The organism is Rhodoplanes sp. Z2-YC6860 (genome assembly GCF_001579845.1).
GTDB lineage: Bacteria > Pseudomonadota > Alphaproteobacteria > Rhizobiales > Xanthobacteraceae > Z2-YC6860.
This window is the reverse complement of the sequence record NZ_CP007440.1, coordinates 3,813,963-3,830,008: the sequence shown is the minus strand read 5'-3', so window position 1 is coordinate 3,830,008 and position 16,046 is coordinate 3,813,963. Positions and strand designations below refer to the sequence as shown.

General features: G+C 63.8%; 17 protein-coding genes. 6 read left to right on the top strand and 11 right to left on the bottom strand.

All coding sequences use genetic code 11. The features are described from left to right. The first annotated feature begins 18 nt into the window (after nt 1–18). Nucleotides 19–966 carry a GlxA family transcriptional regulator gene (locus RHPLAN_RS17625; protein WP_068020325.1) on the top strand — a complete coding sequence of 316 codons (948 nt, stop codon included), beginning with the start codon at nt 19–21 and terminating at the stop codon, nt 964–966. Between the two features lie 463 nt (nt 967–1,429). Here RHPLAN_RS17625 and RHPLAN_RS17620 read toward each other — a convergent pair whose 3' ends face one another. Then, nucleotides 1,430–1,729 carry an usg protein gene (locus tag RHPLAN_RS17620; protein ID WP_068031408.1) on the bottom strand — a complete coding sequence of 100 codons (300 nt, stop codon included), beginning with the start codon at nt 1,727–1,729 and terminating at the stop codon, nt 1,430–1,432. A 323-nt stretch (nt 1,730–2,052) separates the two neighbouring features. Here RHPLAN_RS17620 and RHPLAN_RS17615 point away from each other — a divergent pair, with 323 nt between their 5' ends. From RHPLAN_RS17615 to RHPLAN_RS17600, 4 genes are all read left to right on the top strand, one after another. Beyond that, nucleotides 2,053–2,367 (top strand): co-chaperone GroES, encoded by a 315-nt coding sequence (locus RHPLAN_RS17615; protein ID WP_068020323.1) that lies wholly within the window; start codon nt 2,053–2,055, stop codon nt 2,365–2,367. 147 nt (nt 2,368–2,514) lie between these two features. Further along, nucleotides 2,515–4,149 (top strand): chaperonin GroEL, encoded by a 1,635-nt coding sequence (gene groL / locus RHPLAN_RS17610; RefSeq protein WP_068020322.1) that lies wholly within the window; start codon nt 2,515–2,517, stop codon nt 4,147–4,149. Between the two features lie 301 nt (nt 4,150–4,450). Beyond that, the gene (locus RHPLAN_RS17605) at nt 4,451–5,260 is read left to right on the top strand and encodes a DUF72 domain-containing protein (protein ID WP_068020321.1); all 810 of its coding nucleotides are present in this window, start codon (nt 4,451–4,453) and stop codon (nt 5,258–5,260) included. Between the two features lie 87 nt (nt 5,261–5,347). Beyond that, nucleotides 5,348–5,782, top strand: coding sequence for a DUF488 domain-containing protein (locus tag RHPLAN_RS17600; RefSeq protein WP_068031405.1), 435 nt, complete (start codon nt 5,348–5,350; stop codon nt 5,780–5,782). 6 nt (nt 5,783–5,788) lie between these two features. Here the strand turns inward: RHPLAN_RS17600 and RHPLAN_RS17595 are convergent, their stop codons facing one another. After that, nucleotides 5,789–7,009 (bottom strand): MFS transporter, encoded by a 1,221-nt coding sequence (locus RHPLAN_RS17595; RefSeq protein WP_068020320.1) that lies wholly within the window; start codon nt 7,007–7,009, stop codon nt 5,789–5,791. 71 nt (nt 7,010–7,080) lie between these two features. On the opposite strand from RHPLAN_RS17595, the gene RHPLAN_RS17590 reads away from it, so the two are divergent. Beyond that, on the top strand, nt 7,081–7,917 hold the full coding sequence (locus tag RHPLAN_RS17590) for an AraC family transcriptional regulator (RefSeq protein WP_084245094.1): 837 nt from the start codon (nt 7,081–7,083) through the stop codon (nt 7,915–7,917). A 5-nt stretch (nt 7,918–7,922) separates the two neighbouring features. Here RHPLAN_RS17590 and RHPLAN_RS17585 read toward each other — a convergent pair whose 3' ends face one another. From RHPLAN_RS17585 to RHPLAN_RS17545, 9 genes are all read right to left on the bottom strand, one after another. Beyond that, a complete protein-coding gene (locus tag RHPLAN_RS17585; protein ID WP_068020319.1) occupies nt 7,923–9,050 on the bottom strand; it encodes an ABC transporter permease in 1,128 nt (375 codons plus the stop codon). Continuing rightward, nucleotides 9,047–9,991, bottom strand: coding sequence for an ABC transporter ATP-binding protein (locus tag RHPLAN_RS17580; RefSeq protein ID WP_068020318.1), 945 nt, complete (start codon nt 9,989–9,991; stop codon nt 9,047–9,049). Before RHPLAN_RS17580 ends, RHPLAN_RS17585 begins: the two co-directional genes overlap by 4 nt. Continuing rightward, the gene (locus RHPLAN_RS17575; RefSeq protein WP_068020316.1) at nt 9,988–10,794 is read right to left on the bottom strand and encodes an HlyD family secretion protein; all 807 of its coding nucleotides are present in this window, start codon (nt 10,792–10,794) and stop codon (nt 9,988–9,990) included. The genes RHPLAN_RS17580 and RHPLAN_RS17575 overlap by 4 nt, the downstream gene beginning before the upstream one ends. Beyond that, a complete protein-coding gene (locus RHPLAN_RS17570; RefSeq protein WP_237180170.1) occupies nt 10,791–11,462 on the bottom strand; it encodes a TetR/AcrR family transcriptional regulator in 672 nt (223 codons plus the stop codon). Before RHPLAN_RS17570 ends, RHPLAN_RS17575 begins: the two co-directional genes overlap by 4 nt. 166 nt (nt 11,463–11,628) lie before the next feature. Beyond that, the gene (locus RHPLAN_RS17565; protein ID WP_068020311.1) at nt 11,629–12,009 is read right to left on the bottom strand and encodes a DUF4189 domain-containing protein; all 381 of its coding nucleotides are present in this window, start codon (nt 12,007–12,009) and stop codon (nt 11,629–11,631) included. Nucleotides 12,010–12,093: 84 nt separating this feature from the next. After that, the gene (locus RHPLAN_RS17560) at nt 12,094–13,707 is read right to left on the bottom strand and encodes an NTP transferase domain-containing protein (protein WP_068020308.1); all 1,614 of its coding nucleotides are present in this window, start codon (nt 13,705–13,707) and stop codon (nt 12,094–12,096) included. Further along, nucleotides 13,704–14,390, bottom strand: a complete 687-nt coding sequence (locus RHPLAN_RS17555; protein WP_068020307.1) for an XdhC family protein — start codon at nt 14,388–14,390, stop codon at nt 13,704–13,706. Before RHPLAN_RS17555 ends, RHPLAN_RS17560 begins: the two co-directional genes overlap by 4 nt. Nucleotides 14,391–14,456: 66 nt before the next feature. Further along, entirely contained in the window at nt 14,457–14,780 is a 324-nt protein-coding gene (locus tag RHPLAN_RS17550) for an XdhC family protein (protein WP_068031397.1), read from the bottom strand. Between the two features lie 62 nt (nt 14,781–14,842). Beyond that, on the bottom strand, nt 14,843–16,045 hold the full coding sequence (locus RHPLAN_RS17545; RefSeq protein ID WP_068020305.1) for a vWA domain-containing protein: 1,203 nt from the start codon (nt 16,043–16,045) through the stop codon (nt 14,843–14,845). Nucleotide 16,046: the final 1 nt, after the last annotated feature.

The window sequence follows — 16,046 nt, the reverse complement described above, 5'->3', positions numbered from 1 at the left end:
TTTGATCGGAGAGTTTGCATGCAGCGCATCGGCTTTGTCGTTTTCGACGGCTTTCAATCGATGAGTTTTGCGGCGCTCTCGGTGTTTGAATACGCGAACGTCATGCTGGGTAAGCCGGTTTACGAGATGCACTTCATCTCTGAAGAAGGCGGCCCCGTGCGTTCGTCGACCGGGATGGTGGTTGACTCAAAACGCTTTGGCCAAACGACCTACGACACGGTGATCGTTGGTGGTGGAGCGTCCATCATTGAACACGCTCCTGCTGGCCTGCTCGCCTTCATCCGCAAGGCATCGAAGACGGCACGCCGTGTTGCGTCGATTTGCACAGGCACCTTCATCTTCGCGGAAGCAGGCATCCTCGATGGAAAACGCGTGACGACGCATTGGCTCTATGCGCGTGAACTTCAGACGCGTTTCCCTGAAGTGAAGATGGAAGAAGACCGTATCTTCATCATCGACGGCAACGTATGGACGTCGGCCGGCATGACAGCCGGAATCGATCTAGCGCTGGCCATGGCTGAAAAGGACCTCGGCGCCGACGCCGCGCGCGAAATCGCGCAAAAGCTGGTCGTGTTTCATCGCCGCGCCGGCGGCCAGTCGCAGCACTCCGCCCTGCTCGAATTGGAGCCGAAGTCCGATCGCATCCAAACGGCCTTGGCTTACGCCAAGAAAAATCTTCACACCCCGTTGTCGGTGGAGCGTTTGGCGGAGGCTGCGCATTTAAGTCCGCGACAGTTCAGCCGGGCATTCCGCGCCGAAACTGGGCAGTCGCCCGCGAAAGCGGTTGAGAATCTTAGGCTCGAAGCGGCAAGAATGATGATGGAGCAGACGCGCCATCCGATCGACGTCGTTGCACGAGAAACGGGGTTCGGAGATCGAAGGCGCTTGCGGGAAGCGTTCTTGCGCACCTTTGGCCAGCCGCCGCAAACCATTCGACGGAATGCAAGAGCGGAAAGTTTCGCGTAATGGCTGGCGTTAATGAGTTCACGCCGTAGGCTCATTTTTGTTCTTGATTTATTCTTGCGTCTAGCGTAAGGATCGTTCCGTCTTGCACCGTCGAGGGCATCGTCGATCGCGACGCCCGAACACGCTGCAGGATGCGGCCGCCGACAACGCGGACCGCGGATGGAGCGCCGGGAGGCGTCGGGCTCTTCGCACGGGCCCGCGCGCCCCGGGACCCCCACTGCCCTCAAAGCACTGGCCCTCAAGGCCATGGGTCCCGGAAGCTCGGCGCGCAGGCCGGCCGATCGCAAGGCTGGCTTGACGGAGCCTCGCACGCTCCGTGGCGCCTCCCGGCGCTCCATTCCTCTCCCGTTTGGGAGAGAGAAGGAAAACAGGGAGACGGGCGCACCCGGGCGTCCGAAAACAAAACCCCGGGACGGCGGAGCGTTGACTGAAAGCCGCCGCCAACCGAAAGGAGCCAGCCCCTCTAATGCAACCTGAACTCGCCGCCGACCGCCCGAAGCTCCGCCGGCTTGATCAGCCGCGAATGCGCGACCGTCACCGAATGCAACGGCCCTTCGAGCTTCGCGACCCAGAAGGCCAGGAAGCGCTGAAGCTCCGGGAATTTCGGAAACAGGTCGTAATTCTGCCAGACGTAGGTCTGAAGAAGCCACGAGTGATCGGGACGTCGGTAGAGGATCTCAGCGGTCGTCAGCCCGTAACCGCTCAGCTGCTTTTGGAAGTCTTTTGAAGGCAGGTTTTTTGAAGAGAAGTCCTGTGTTGCCATGGTCCGAATCTCCAAATCCGGCATCTCGATTGTGCGCCGGTTGTCGGCCATGACAAGCCAGAAAACGAAATTATGTTCCTATTTTCAATGCGTTAGCAGCATTATGACAGGACTGCTGACAAACCTGGAACTGGGACCTGAATTGCCTGGTAGCAGTCCCAAGCGATGAGTGCTAAGAAATTTGAGAAAGCCTCTTGATGGCGGTGTTTGACCGCCTATCTGGCGGGCTTGAAGGGTGCCTTGGGGACAACTTGCAGGCGCCCTTCTTCCGTAAAGACCCATTCGACCAAGCGTTCCCGTTCAATCAACCATGGAGGAATCCCATGAAGTTTCGTCCGCTTCACGACCGCGTCGTCGTCAAGCGCGTCACCGCCGATGAGAAGACGGCCGGTGGCATCATCATCCCCGACACCGCACAGGAAAAGCCTTCGCAGGGCGAAGTGATCGCGGTGGGCCCGGGCGGCCGCGACGAGGCCGGCAAGCTGATCCCGATCGACATCAAGGTCGGCGACCGCGTCCTGTTCGGCAAGTGGTCGGGCACCGAGGTCAAGATCGACGGCCAGGATCTCCTGATCATGAAGGAGTCCGACATCATGGGCGTGATCGACGAGCCGGCTGCCAAGAAGAAAGCCGCCTAACGAACAATCGCTGTTCCTCGTCCTGAGGAGGCCGCGCAGCGGCCGTCTCGAAGGACGAGGGCGAAAATTTCTCGGACCTCATCCTTCGAGACGCAGGCTTCGCCTGCTCCTCAGGATGAGGGTCAAAGATCAACGGAGTAAGCAACAATGGCTGCTAAGGAAGTCAAATTCTCGGTCGACGCGCGCGACAAGATGCTGCGCGGCGTCGACGTGCTCGCCAACGCCGTCAAGGTGACGCTCGGCCCGAAGGGCCGCAACGTCGTGCTCGACAAGTCGTTCGGCGCGCCGCGCATCACCAAGGACGGCGTCACCGTCGCCAAGGAAATCGAGCTTGAGGACAAGTTCGAGAACATGGGCGCGCAGATGGTGCGCGAGGTCGCCTCGAAGGCCTCCGACGTCGCCGGCGACGGCACCACCACCGCCACGGTTCTCGCCCAGGCCATCGTCAAGGAAGGCTCGAAGGCGGTCGCCGCGGGCATGAACCCGATGGATCTGAAGCGCGGCATCGACCTCGCGGTCGAGGCGATCGTGGAAGACCTCAAGAAGAACTCGAAGAAGGTCACTTCGAACGCGGAAATCGCCCAGGTCGGCACCATTTCGGCCAACGGCGACAAGGAAATCGGCGACTACCTCGCCAAGGCGATGGAAAAGGTCGGCAACGAAGGCGTCATCACGGTCGAGGAGGCCAAGAGCCTCGAGACCGAGCTCGACGTCGTCGAGGGCATGCAGTTCGACCGCGGCTATATCTCGCCGTACTTCATCACCAACGCCGACAAGATGCGCGTCGAGTTCGATGACGCCTACATCCTGATCAACGAGAAGAAGCTCTCGGGCCTGCAGGAGCTCCTGCCGCTGCTCGAGGCCGTTGTTCAGACCGGCAAGCCGCTGGTGATCGTGGCCGAGGACGTGGAAGGCGAAGCGCTCGCCACCCTCGTCGTCAACAAGCTGCGCGGCGGCCTCAAGGTCGCGGCCGTGAAGGCTCCGGGCTTCGGCGATCGCCGCAAGGCCATGCTGCAGGACATCGCGGTCCTGACCGGCGGCCAAGCGATCTCGGAAGACCTCGGCATCAAGCTCGAAAACGTCAACGTCTCCATGCTCGGCAAGGCCAAGAAGGTCATGATCGACAAGGAGAACACCACGATCGTCAACGGCGCCGGCAAGAAGGCCGACATCGAGGCGCGCGTGGCGCAGATCAAGGCGCAGATCGAGGAGACCACCTCGGACTACGACCGTGAGAAGCTCCAGGAGCGTCTGGCCAAGCTCGCAGGCGGCGTCGCGGTGATCCGCGTCGGCGGCGCGACCGAGGTCGAGGTGAAGGAGCGCAAGGATCGCGTTGATGACGCGATGCATGCGACCCGCGCAGCGGTCGAGGAAGGCATTCTGCCGGGCGGCGGCGTCGCCCTGCTCCGTGCCACCGAGGCGCTGAAGAAGATCAAGACCGCCAACGATGACCAGAAGACCGGCGTCGAGATCGTCCGCAAGGCGATCCAGGCTCCGGCGCGTCAGATCGCCCTCAACGCGGGCGAGGATGGCTCGATCATCGTCGGCAAGATCCTGGAGCAGACCAGCTACAACCAGGGCTTCGACGCGCAGTCGGGTGAATACGTCGACATGCTCAAGAAGGGCATCATCGACCCGACCAAGGTCGTGCGTTCGGCGATCCAGGGCGCGGCGTCGGTCGCGGCGCTCCTGATCACCACCGAGGCGATGGTCGCCGAAGTGCCGAAGAAGAACGCCCCTGCCATGCCGGCGATGCCGGGCGGCGGCGGAATGGACTTCTGATCGGTCCAACAGACCTGAATGCGAAGGCCCGGGAGAAATCCCGGGCCTTTTTCTTGATGCTGAGACAAAAGGCGACACATAATCGATCCGCGCCGGAGCGCAGATGGGATGACTTCGATGATGCCGGTTTGCGAAGAGGTTCGGCGCGGCGTCTGGCCTTGCGCCCAAAAAGAAACGACCACAACTGAAACGGTGCGCTTACATCCGGCGTCACCGCTTCAATGTGGCCGCTGGGGCAGCGAACTTAACCAGTCTCCACTGCCCGTCATCAGTATCAATACAGGACGCTCGTGACAGCCAAATGACGACGAAATCAGGACAAATCCGGATCGGCATCGGCGGCTGGACCTTCGCGCCATGGCGCGGGGTCTTTTATCCGAAGGGCCTGTCGCAATCGAAAGAGCTGGCCTACACCAGCGAGAGGTTAACGTCGATCGAGGTCAACGGCACCTTCTACAGCTCGCAGAAGCCCGAGACGTTCCGCAAATGGGCCAGCGAAGTGCCGGAAGGCTTCGTGTTCTCGATCAAAGGATCGCGCTTCGTGACCAACCGCCGCGTGCTCGCGGAGGCCGGCGACTCCATCAAGCGGTTCTTCGATTCCGGCGTCACGGAGCTGGGCGACCATCTCGGTCCCCTGCTCTGGCAGTTCGCGCCGTTCAAGAAATTCGATCCGGTGGACTTCGGCAAATTCCTGGAAGCGCTGCCGGAGAAATTCGACGGACGCAAAATCCGCCATGTCATCGAGGTGCGGCACCCGAGCTTCATGGTGCCGGAGTTCATCGCGATGCTGCGCGAATTCAAGATGCCGCCGGTCTATACCGACCACGTCACCTATCCGAACATTCCCGACGTCACCAGCGACTTCGTCTATGCGCGATTGCAGCGGGGCGAGGACGAGGTGCCGACCGCCTATCAGCCGAAGCAGATCGGCGAATGGGCCAAGCGTCTGGAAAGCTGGGCCGAGGGCAAGGAGCCCAAGGACCTCAACCGCGTCGACGACAAGCACAAGCTGAAGGCTGTGCCCCGCGACGTGTTCGCCTACGTGATCCACGAGGGCAAGATCCGCGCGCCGGCCGGCGCCATGGCGCTGATCGAGAAGCTGAAAGGATAGCTCGTGGCGAAGGCAAAGAAGACTGCGGCGAAGAAGGCCAAGCCCGAGGCCAAGCGGAAGTCCAAGAAGCCATCGACGCTCTTCACCATCGGCTATGAGCTGGCCAAGCCCGATGCCGTGATCGCCGAGCTCAAGCGCGCCAAGGTCAAGCTCCTGGTCGACACCCGCGCGGTCGCGGCCTCACGCAAGCCCGGCTTTTCCAAGCGGCAGCTTGCCGCGAGCCTCGACGAGAACGGCATCGGCTATCTGCATCTGCAGAAGCTCGGCACGCCGGACGACGGCCGGCAGGCCGCACGCGCCGGCAAGCTCGAGTCGCTTTGGAAAATCTATGCCAGGCACCTGACCACGCACGACGCGATCGAGGCGATGGACGAACTGATCTCGATCGTCAAATCGGGCCAGACCGTGTGCCTGCTCTGCTTCGAGCGCGACCAGGCCTGCTGCCACCGAAGCCGCATCGCCGAGATCGTCAACGAGCGCACCGGCGCGGACGTCGTCGATCTGGTCCCTGCCCTGCTTTGAACGATGCTATTCCGCGGGCTGCATCGCCTTGGCATCGCGTTCGACGCCGTTGACGAGCAGCGCCACGGCCGCGGTGCCGATGACGAAGCCCAGCGCAATCACCGCGGTGACGGTCAGCACGAGATCGAAACCGCCGCGGCTGTGCAGGAAGGCGATCATGCTGATCGCCGCGCCCGAGATCAGGTAGGTGATGAAGTAACGCACCGCGTAGACCCGCGCGCGCCAGGCGTCCGCCGTGTAGCGCGCGATGACGAAGTCGTTCACCGTGACCTGGGCATAGATGAAGGTCATGGCGAACGCGAGCGCTGCCAGCAGTGCATATCCGGTCGCGTAACAGACCCAGACCACGCCGATGAACTGCATCAGGCCGGTGAACGCAAAAACGAAGTGCGCCTGATAGCGCTCCAGGACTCGCCCCATGGTGAATTGCGCAATGGCGCCGCACAGGAAGATCGCGGTCGAGATGCCGCCGACCGCAACCAGCGAGATGCTGCTGCCGACGCGCTCGTCGACGAGCTTTGGCAGTGCGATGGTCACGGTGTTGAAGACGAGGCCCGCGGTGGTGCCGATCAGGATGAACATCGCGAACACGGTCAGCATGATCACGGTCGAAAGCCGCACGTCCGGAGCGGCGCTGCGGCCAGCCTTCTGCGCCCGGTCGTCGGGCACCATGACCAGGTATGCGACGCCGGTCGCAAGACAAACCACGGCCGGAACCAGGAACGCGCCGCGCCAGCCGATCCAATAGGTCAGGCCCGCGGTGATGCCTGCTGCGAGCGCCACGCCGACATTGCCGCACACGCCGTTCAGCGCGAGCGTGCGGCCGCGATTGACCGCGGCCGCAACCACGATTGCGGTGCCGACCGGATGGTAGATCGAGGCGAACACGCCGAGCGCGAACAGCGAGATCGCGAGCGTGACGAAGTTCGGCGACACCGCTGCGGCGGCGCAGCTGAGCCCGCAGCCGATGTAGAACACCACCATCATGTAGCGGCGGCTCCAGCGGTCGGCGATCCAGCCGGCCGGCAGCGAGAACAGACCGAACGCGAAGAACGAGGCCGTGCCGAGCGCGAGCAATTCGCTGTAGGGCCGGCCATAGACCGCTTCCAGGCCGATCACCACGGTCGGGAAGATCAGCATCACATAGTGGTCGACGGCATGCGCGAAATTGTTGAAACCGATCAAAATTTTTCGGTTTCTCTCGGCCAGCGCGGCATCGGCGTTCATCGGGCGATTCCTGATTGCCAGGCGAGAATAGCACTTGCCATTTTGCGACGTTCGGTCGATTTTCGTCGCGAATGGGCCAAGCGCAAAAACCTGCGAAACCTGCCCGGCGGCCGAAGCCGCTCTACCGGGCCTATCTCGAAGCCACAGCGCGACCGGTCGTGGCGCAGGCCGCGACGCGCGTCGACGGCTACACGATCCCGCTGCACCGACATCGCCGCGGACAGCTGCTGCACGCCATCAGCGGCATCATGCGCATCGAAACCGAAAACTCGGTCTGGATCGTGCCGCCGGCTCGTGCGCTCTGGGTGCCGCCCGACCTTGCTCACATCACAAGCATGAAAGGCCGTGTGGAGATCCGCACGCTCTATATCGATCCCGAGCACTGCGGAGGCCTGCCGACCGACGCGACGATTGTGGAGGTGTCGCGGCTGTTGCGTGAACTGATCCTCGCGGCGCTTGAAGAGCCGGCCGAGTACACGGATGACAGCCGCGGCGGCATCATCGCGCGGCTGATCCTGACGGAACTCGGCCGCCTGCAGCATCAGAGCCTGACGATTCCGATGCCGCGCGATCCACGCGCGCTCCGCGTGGCGCGCCCGCTCATTGGCGACTGCGCGATCGATTTGGACCTCGACGGCTGGGCCGAGCGTGCCGGCGCGAGCCGACGAACGCTCGCGCGCCTGTTCCGCGGCGAGACTGGCTTGAGCTTCGCGGAATGGCGGGCCCGATTGCGCACCGTTGAGGGCGTCGCGCGGATCGCCAACGGCGGATCGGTCGGAGAAGCCGCAGCCGCCGTGGGCTATGCGAGCCCGAGCGCGTTTTCCGCGATGGTCCGGCGCAGCCTCGGCAAGCCGTTGCGCGAGTTGATCCGCCGCGCCGAGGCGCCTGCGTCCGAAACTGCCGGGTAGTCCGGTCAGTCGAGCGTGCGACGGAAGCGCGTCACGGCGATCAGCATCGCGATCAGCATCAGGCCGGCGAGCGCCAACGTGTCGTAATGCAGATCCGCAACCGTCGAGCCCTTCAGCATGATCGAACGCACGATGCGCAGATAGTGCGTCAGCGGCAGGGCCTCGCCGATCCACTGCGCCCATCGCGGCATGCCGGCGAACGGGAACATGAACCCCGACAGGAGGATGTTCGGCAGAAAGAACATCATCGACATCTGCATCGCCTGGAGCTGGTTCTGCGCGACCGTCGAGAAGGTGTAGCCGACCGAAAGATTGGTCGCGATGAACAGCGTGCTGAGCAAAGCAAGCATGATCAGGCTGCCCATGACCGGCACGCCGAACAGCCCGATACCGATGCCGATGATCAGGCTCGCCTGCACGAAGCCGACAATGATGTAGGGCACGATCTTGCCGATCATGATCTCGATCGGCGTGATCGGCATGGACAGAAGGCTCTCCATGGTGCCGCGCTCGATCTCGCGGGTCACCGACAGCGCGGTGAAGATCAGCATCGTCATGGTCAGAATGGTGCCGACGAGACCTGGCACGATGTTGAGCGCGGTCGCGGCTGCAGGATTGTAGCGTGCGTGAGTGCGCACCTCGAACAGCGGCGTGCCGGTGTCTGGCAGGCCTCGGTCGTGGACCAGCGCGGTCTGCACCAATTGGCCGACCGCGGCCATGGCCGAGCCGGAGGCCACGGGATCGGTGGCGTCGGCCGCAATCAGGATCGCGGGCTTTTCGCCGCGACGCACCGCGCGCTCGAAATTCCGCGGAATTTCGATAGCGAACAGCACCTCGCCCGCAGCGAGCACGTGATCGAATTCGGCCTCATCACGGAGCTGGCGCGTGACCTTGAAGTATTTGGTGTTCTCGATCGCCTTCAGCAGCGAGCGGCCGAGATCGCTGTTCTCCTGCAGCAGCACAGCGGTCGGCAGATCGCGCGGCGTGGCATTGATGGCGTAGCCGAACAGCATGAGCTGCATCAGCGGCACCATGATGATCATGGCGAAGGAGACACGGTCGCGCTGGAGCTGGATGAACTCCTTGATCAGCATCGCACGGGTGCGGCGCAGGCTATCGGTGAAGGCGCTCATTGGAAATTATCCTTGGCGCGGCCCATCAGGTCGATGAACACGTCTTCGAGAGACGGCTCCGATTGGACCCAATGCAGATTTGCATCGTCGCGATAGGGCTTGATGGCGGCTTCGAGCGCATCGGGATCGCGGCCCGACACGTGCAGGCTCGTACCGAACGGCGCGACCGAGTCGATGCCGGGCTTGCCGGTGAGTTCCTGCGACACTTTCGGCAGATCGTCGCCGGACACCGTGTAGGTCAGGAGCTTGGACTCGGCCACGACCTGCTCCACCGTGCCGTGCGTCAGCAGCGTGCCGTAGGCGATATACGCGATCTCGTGGCAGCGCTCGGCCTCGTCCATGTAATGGGTCGAGACCAGCACGGTGAGGCCCTGCGCCGCGAGAGCGTGGATCTCGTTCCAGAACTCGCGTCGCGCCTTGGGATCGACGCCCGCAGTCGGCTCGTCGAGCAGAAGGAGCTTCGGGTTCGGCAGCGTGCAGGCGCCGAGCGCGAGCCGCTGCTTCCAGCCGCCGGAGAGCGAGCCCGCAAGCTGCTCCTCGCGGCCCTGCAGGCCAAGCCGGGCGATCATGTCGCGCGCAGCCTTCGTGGCATCCGGCACGGCGTAGAGCCGCGCGACGAACTCCAGATTTTCGCGCACCGACAGGTCCTGATAGAGGCTGAAGCGCTGGGTCATGTAGCCGACCTGGCGCTTGATCTTGTCTGTCTCGGTGCGGATGTCGTAGCCGAGACACGTGCCGGTGCCCTCGTCCGGCGTCAGCAGACCGCACAGCATGCGGATCGTCGTGGTCTTGCCGGAGCCGTTCGGGCCGAGAAAGCCGTAGATCGTACCGCGCTTGACCTGCATCGACAGGTCGCGGACCACCGCGCGGCCGTCGAATGTCTTGGTGAGGCCATGGACGTCGATGACGACCTCGCCGTTTTGCGCCGGCGCGGCGGTCATGGCTTGGCTCCTTCGGGTTTCGCCTCCCCGACCAACGCCTCTTTCAATCGAACATCGACCGGCTGGCCGACGCGCAGCTCGCCCGGCATGTCGGTGCGCGCCTCGATCAGGTAGACGAGCTTGGAGCGCTCATCGAGGCTGTAGATCACCGGCGGCGTGAACTCTGCGGTGCGCGAGATGAAAGTGACGCGAGCCGGCACGTCCGCTTTGCAACCGTCGCAATGGACCGACACGGGCTGGCCAAGCGAAATCCGCGCGAGTTCGGTCTCCGGCACGAAGAACCTCACCTTGATGTTGCCGGGCGGCAGCATCGCCAGAACCGGACGGCCGGCGGGCACGAGTTCGCCGGGCCTGTAATAGATCTGCTGCACGGAGCCTGAGACCGGACTTGCCATCTTGCGGCGCATGAGCCGTGTCTTGGCGGAAGTAAGCTGCGCCTGCGCTGTGCGGAGCGCCGCGTCCGCGTCGTCGAGCGCTTTCTGCGTGCCGGCGGCGGTCTTGAGCAGGGTCTGGGCGCGGTCGTAGGCCACCTGCGCGTTGGCAAGCGCGGCCTGGGCCATATCGACATTGGCCTGCTGGATGTCGGGGTCGACGGTAAACAGCGGGGCGCCCTTCTCCACGACATCGCCCTCGCGGACCGACAGCGTTTCGACGCGGCCGTACTCGTCGGGGCTGACAAAAATCAGATCGGCCTCGACCCAGCCCTGAAAGCCGGGCTCGCGGCCTTCCGAACAGGCGCCAAGCGTCAGCGCCGCGCCGCCAACAACGGCCAATAGAAACGCATTCCTGAGAAGCGCATTCATGGCGCATTCTCCTTGCCGAACAGGATTTCAAAATGCGCGCGCATCAACGAGCGGACGTCGAGCGGCTCGAAACGCTCGAACAGTCCGCTCCAGACGATCGACATGATGCCGGGCGCAGCGAGCAGTTGCGGGTGCCTGACCAGCGCGTCGTCTTTTAGCTCACCGCGCTCGTAGGCGCGGCGCAGGAGCGCGCGGACCGCTTCCATCACGCGGGCGATCACCTCGCGGTAGTAAAATTCGGCGAGTTTGGGAAAACGCTGGCCTTCGGTGATCATCAGCCGGATCACATCCTTGCGCCGCGTGCCGAGCACATCGCGCACGAACACCTCGGTGAGCTGCTCGGCAAAAAGCCGGATCGGAAGATCGGCGTGCGACGCATGGATCACGCCGCCGACCACGGGGCTGAGCTGCGTGCGGATCAGCTCCTGGAACAGCGTCTCCTTGTCGGCGAAGTAGAGATAGATCGTGCCCTTGGCGACGCCGGCGCGCTTGGCAACGTCGTCGAGCCGCGCGGCGGCGAAGCCTTGGGCCGCGAACTCGTCGAGGGCCGCGGCGAGGATCGCGTCGCGGCGTTCGGCGGCGCGCTGGGCGCGTGCGCCAGCGGGCGCGTCGGAGCTCCCGATGCGCGGCGGTGATTTCGAAGCGGTGCGGTTCTGCGTCATGGCCATTTAATGACTGACTGGTCAGTCATTATTTAAGCCAAGCGGTATCCCATCGCAAGCCCCTGCCTTCAAGCGGAAGCGCAACAGGAGAAAATCGCAGAAAAATCAGAAAGATGGCCGGGGAAATTTAGATAGATCGCGAACCATCTGAAGCGTCACACGAATGTCCGGATCAGCCTTTGCCGTCGCAGATCCAGGCGCGGATCACGCAATCCCTGCCGCCGAACTTGTAGCAGTACTTCAGCGCCGTGTTCTGAGCAGCCGCGAGCTTCGACCCATTGGCGTAGCCGCTCGGACCGCACGGCTTATGACCGTCGATCGCAAAAGCCGCGCAACCTTTTTGCGTGATCACCGTCTGATTGCAGGTCTTATCGGAGCACTTGGCGCGGGCCGCCCTCTCGGCCGCGGCGACCGACGGATAGTCGATGGCGTAGCCGTACGCGGCGCATTTGCCGATGGCGAGCGCCCCTGCCCCGTAAGACGGCGCGAGCGCAATGGACAACACGCCGAGAACTGCGGCCGCACAGGCGCCCGCACGCAAAGAGACACGCATCAATGGCCTTCCCCCGAAGACAAACTCCGGGCCATCAAAGACCAAACTGATTAAACGGGAGTAACCATGCCGTGCCTGACGGAATCAGACGCGCTCGAGCTCAGCCTTCACTTCCGCCAACGCTTCCGGCGTGTCGACATCGACCAGCGCCGCGGTGTCGGCGAACGGCACCTCGGCCACCGCCTCGGCATAACGCGCGATCATGTTGCGCGCGCCGACGTCCCCCTCGATCGCCATCAATTCCGGGAAGAAACGGCGCGACCAGACCACCGGATTGCCTCGCTTGCCGTTGATCACCGGAATGACAACGAGCGCCCCGCGCTCGGGATCGAAGGCAGCAAGCAGCTTGTCGATCAGGCTCGCGCGCACCTGCGGCATGTCGCCGAGACAGACGATCGCGCCATCGGCCGACTGCGGCACGGCATTGAGCCCGGTTTTCACCGAAGTCGAAATCCCATCGGCAAAATTGGGATTGTGTACGATCTGAACGTTGAGTCCCTTCAGGGCTGCCTCGACCTTGTCCCGTTGATGGCCGGTGACGACAATCACGGAGTTCGCGTGCGAGGCAAGCGCCTCTTCGGTCGCGATGCGCACCAGCGGCCGCCCGCCGATCTCGGCCAGCAGCTTGTTCGGCCCGCCCATGCGAGTCGAGCGACCTGCGGCCAGGATGACAGCGGCGATGCGGTTGGCCTCCCGCACCGGTTCGGCGCGCGGTTGCGGCCGCGTGACGATCTCCATCAGGAGGCCGCCGACGCCGAGCCCGGTGATGTCCGTGCGGGACACCGGCAGCCCCGCAAGCATCCGCATCAAAATCCAGTCGAAGCCGTTTTCTTTCGGCGAGCGTGCGCAACCGGGCGCGCCGATCACGGGGCGTCCGCCCGTCTCGCCGATCAGCATCAGATTGCCGGGATCGACCGGCATGCCGAAATGCTCGATGCGGCCACCGATGGCCTCGATCGCCGCTGGAATGACGTCGCGCCGGTCGGCAATGGCGGAGGCGCCGAACACCACGACCATCTCGGCTCCGTCCTTGAGCGTCTCGTCTACGGCTTTCGCCAGCGCCTTCTGCTCATGCGGCACGCGGCGCTCGGCGACGATCCGCGCGCCGGCCGGGTCGAGCCGCTCCTGCATCACCTTCAGCGTTTTCTCGATCACCTTGGTGGCGAGGCCAGGCAGCACCGTCGAAACCACACCGATCTTCTTGATCTTGTAGGGCGCGACCCGAATGAAAGGTTTTTTCGCGACCGCAAGCGCCGACCTCAATGCGGCCTCGCTGGTGCCGAATGGGATGATCTTCACGGTCGCGATCATCTCGCCTTCGACCACCGGCTTGTATGCCGACAGGGTCGCGAACGTGATGGCCTCGTCGACGCGATTGAGTCCGTCGATCGCCTCGCGGTCGACCACCAGGATGCCGGCCTTTTCTGCGAACAGATTGGCGCGGCCGGTAAAGGCGCGCTCGACATGAACGCCCGTGCCCGCCACCGCCTTGGCGATCTCGGCAGCGGCTTGGTCCTCGGACACGTCGCCGGGCTCTAGCCTCGCCACCACCACGTCCTTGATGCCGGCCGCTTCCATGGCGGCGATCTCGGCCGCCCCGATCAAGGTGCCTTTCTTCAGCACCAGCGAGCCCTGACGGATAGTATGGACGGCGGTGGCGCCCTCGGCGTCCCGCGGCGGGACCGGGCCGAATTTCATGACACTTCCTGGCGAAGCGCCTGGGTGATTTCGCCAATGATCGCGACGGCGATCTCGGCCGGCGACACCGCGTCGATGTCGAGACCGATCGGCGAATGGATACGGCCGATGTCGTTGTCGGTGAAGCCGCGCTCGGCCTTCAGCCGCTCGACCCGCCGCGCGTGGGTTTTCCGCGAACCGAGCGCGCCGATATAGAAGCAATCGCTTTTCAGCGCCACATCGAGACCCGGATCGTCGATCTTCGGGTCATGCGTCAGCGCGACGAACGCCGTGTAGTGGTCAATGCCGAGCGGCGGCAGTGCCACGTCCGGCCATTCGGCAATCACTTTGACGTCGGGGAAGCGCTCGATGGTGGCGAACGCGGTGCGCGGATCGACGATGGTCACGTCGTATCCGAGCAACTGCCCTATCGGCGCCAGCGTCTGGCTGATGTGCACTGCGCCGGTGATGACAAGCTTCGGCGACGGCACGTGGACGGTCAGGAACACCTTGCCTTCAGGTGTCTCCTCGATGCCGCTCTTCGCCGAGCGCAGATGCTTTTCCAGAACGTCCTTCAGCGGATCGTTGCGCACATCCGCGGACCTGACCAGCCGCTGCGCGCCGCTGTCCTGATTGGTGACGACCACGACGGCGCGCCGAGCGGCGCGCTCCTCGTTCAGTGTTCTCAGAATATCGAGTTGCATGTCACCTCTCGCGACGAGTGGCGAATAGGAAGGAGCGAATAGAGTTCGCTAGCCACCATTCGCTTCCTATTCCACCTTTTCGACGAACACCTTGATCTTGCCGCCGCAGGACAGCCCGACCTTCCAGGCGGTCTCATCGGCGACGCCGAATTCGAGCGTTCGCGGCTTGCCGCTTTCGATCACGTCCATGGCCTCGGTCACCACCGCGCCCTCGACGCAACCGCCCGACACCGACCCCAGGAAGTTGCCCTCCTCATCGATCACGAGGTTGGAGCCGACCGGACGGGGCGCCGAGCCCCAGGTCTCCACGACCGTGGCGAGCGCCACGCCGCGCCCTGCCTTCTTCCAGTCCTCGGCGGCTTTGAGGATGTCCTCGTCTCTTGCCAGCATGCGAGCCTCCATCGATTCATTATGCCCGATTTTCGGGCCCTATCGCTATATATATCGGTATACTACGCAACCTTCGACAGCCACGTTTTCGGGTCGACATGACTGCCATGCTCCGACAGCGCCCGGCACAAATCGGTCATGGACTCTAGATTGTGAATGGGCCGCAGTTCGTCAACGTGCGGCAGCATGACCCGGATGCCGCGGGCCTTGGCCTCGAAGCCGGAAAACCGCAGCAGCGGATTGAGCCAGATCAGCCGGCGGCAGGAGCGGTGCAGCCGGTCGATCTCGAAGCCCAGCCGCTCGTCAGGGTCGCGCTCGAGCCCGTCGGTGAAGAGCAGCACCACCGCGCCCTGGGTCAGCACCCGCCGCGACCATTGCTTGTTGAAGGCCCCGAGCGAGGTCGCGATCCGCGTGCCGCCGGACCAGTCGAACACGGTCTGCGAGCAGGCCGCGAGCGCCTCGTCGGGGTCGCGCTCCCGGAGTGCACGCGAGACGTTGGTCAGCCGGGTGCCGAACAGGAATGTGTGCACGCGTTTGCGTGCGTCCGTGACGGCGTGCAGGAAATGCAGGAACAGCCGCGTGTACTGGCTCATCGAGCCGGAAATATCGAGCAGCGCCACGATCGGCGGTGTCTTGGTCTTCGGCCCGCGATACTTCAGATCGATCACCGCGCCGCCGGCCTTCATGCTGGAGCGCAGCGTCCGGCGAAGGTCGACCCGATGGCCGTGCGGATGCGGCGTGAGGCGGCGCGTCTTGACGTCATCGAAACCCAGCGTCATGCGCTTGATTGCGTCCTTGGCGGCCGCGATCTCGGCAGCGGTCATCTGGGCGAAGTCTTTGCGCTCCAGGACCTCCCGGTCGGACACCGTGAACCGCGCGTCCAGCTCGACCTCCTGCTTCTCGCGCTCGACCTTGTCGGCGCCCGAGAACAGCGCGTCGAGCACGCGCTGCGAGGCCTGCGGCTGCTCGGCTTGAGCCGGCGCGCCGGTCATCTCCGGCGACATCATCGCCATCAGCCGCTCCAGATAGCCGCGCTTGCGGAAGAAAATCTTGAACGCCTGGTCGAACAGAACCGAATGCTCGTGGCGTTTCACGAACACCGCGTGCAGGGTCCAGTAGAAATCCTCCTTGCCGCCGACGCCGGCCGCCCGCACCGCCGCGAGCGCATCGAGCACCGAGCCCGGGCCCAGCGGGATTCCAGCCGCGCGCAACGCGCGCGCGAAATAGAGGATGTTTTCGGCGAGACGGCCCTCGGTGTCGGACATT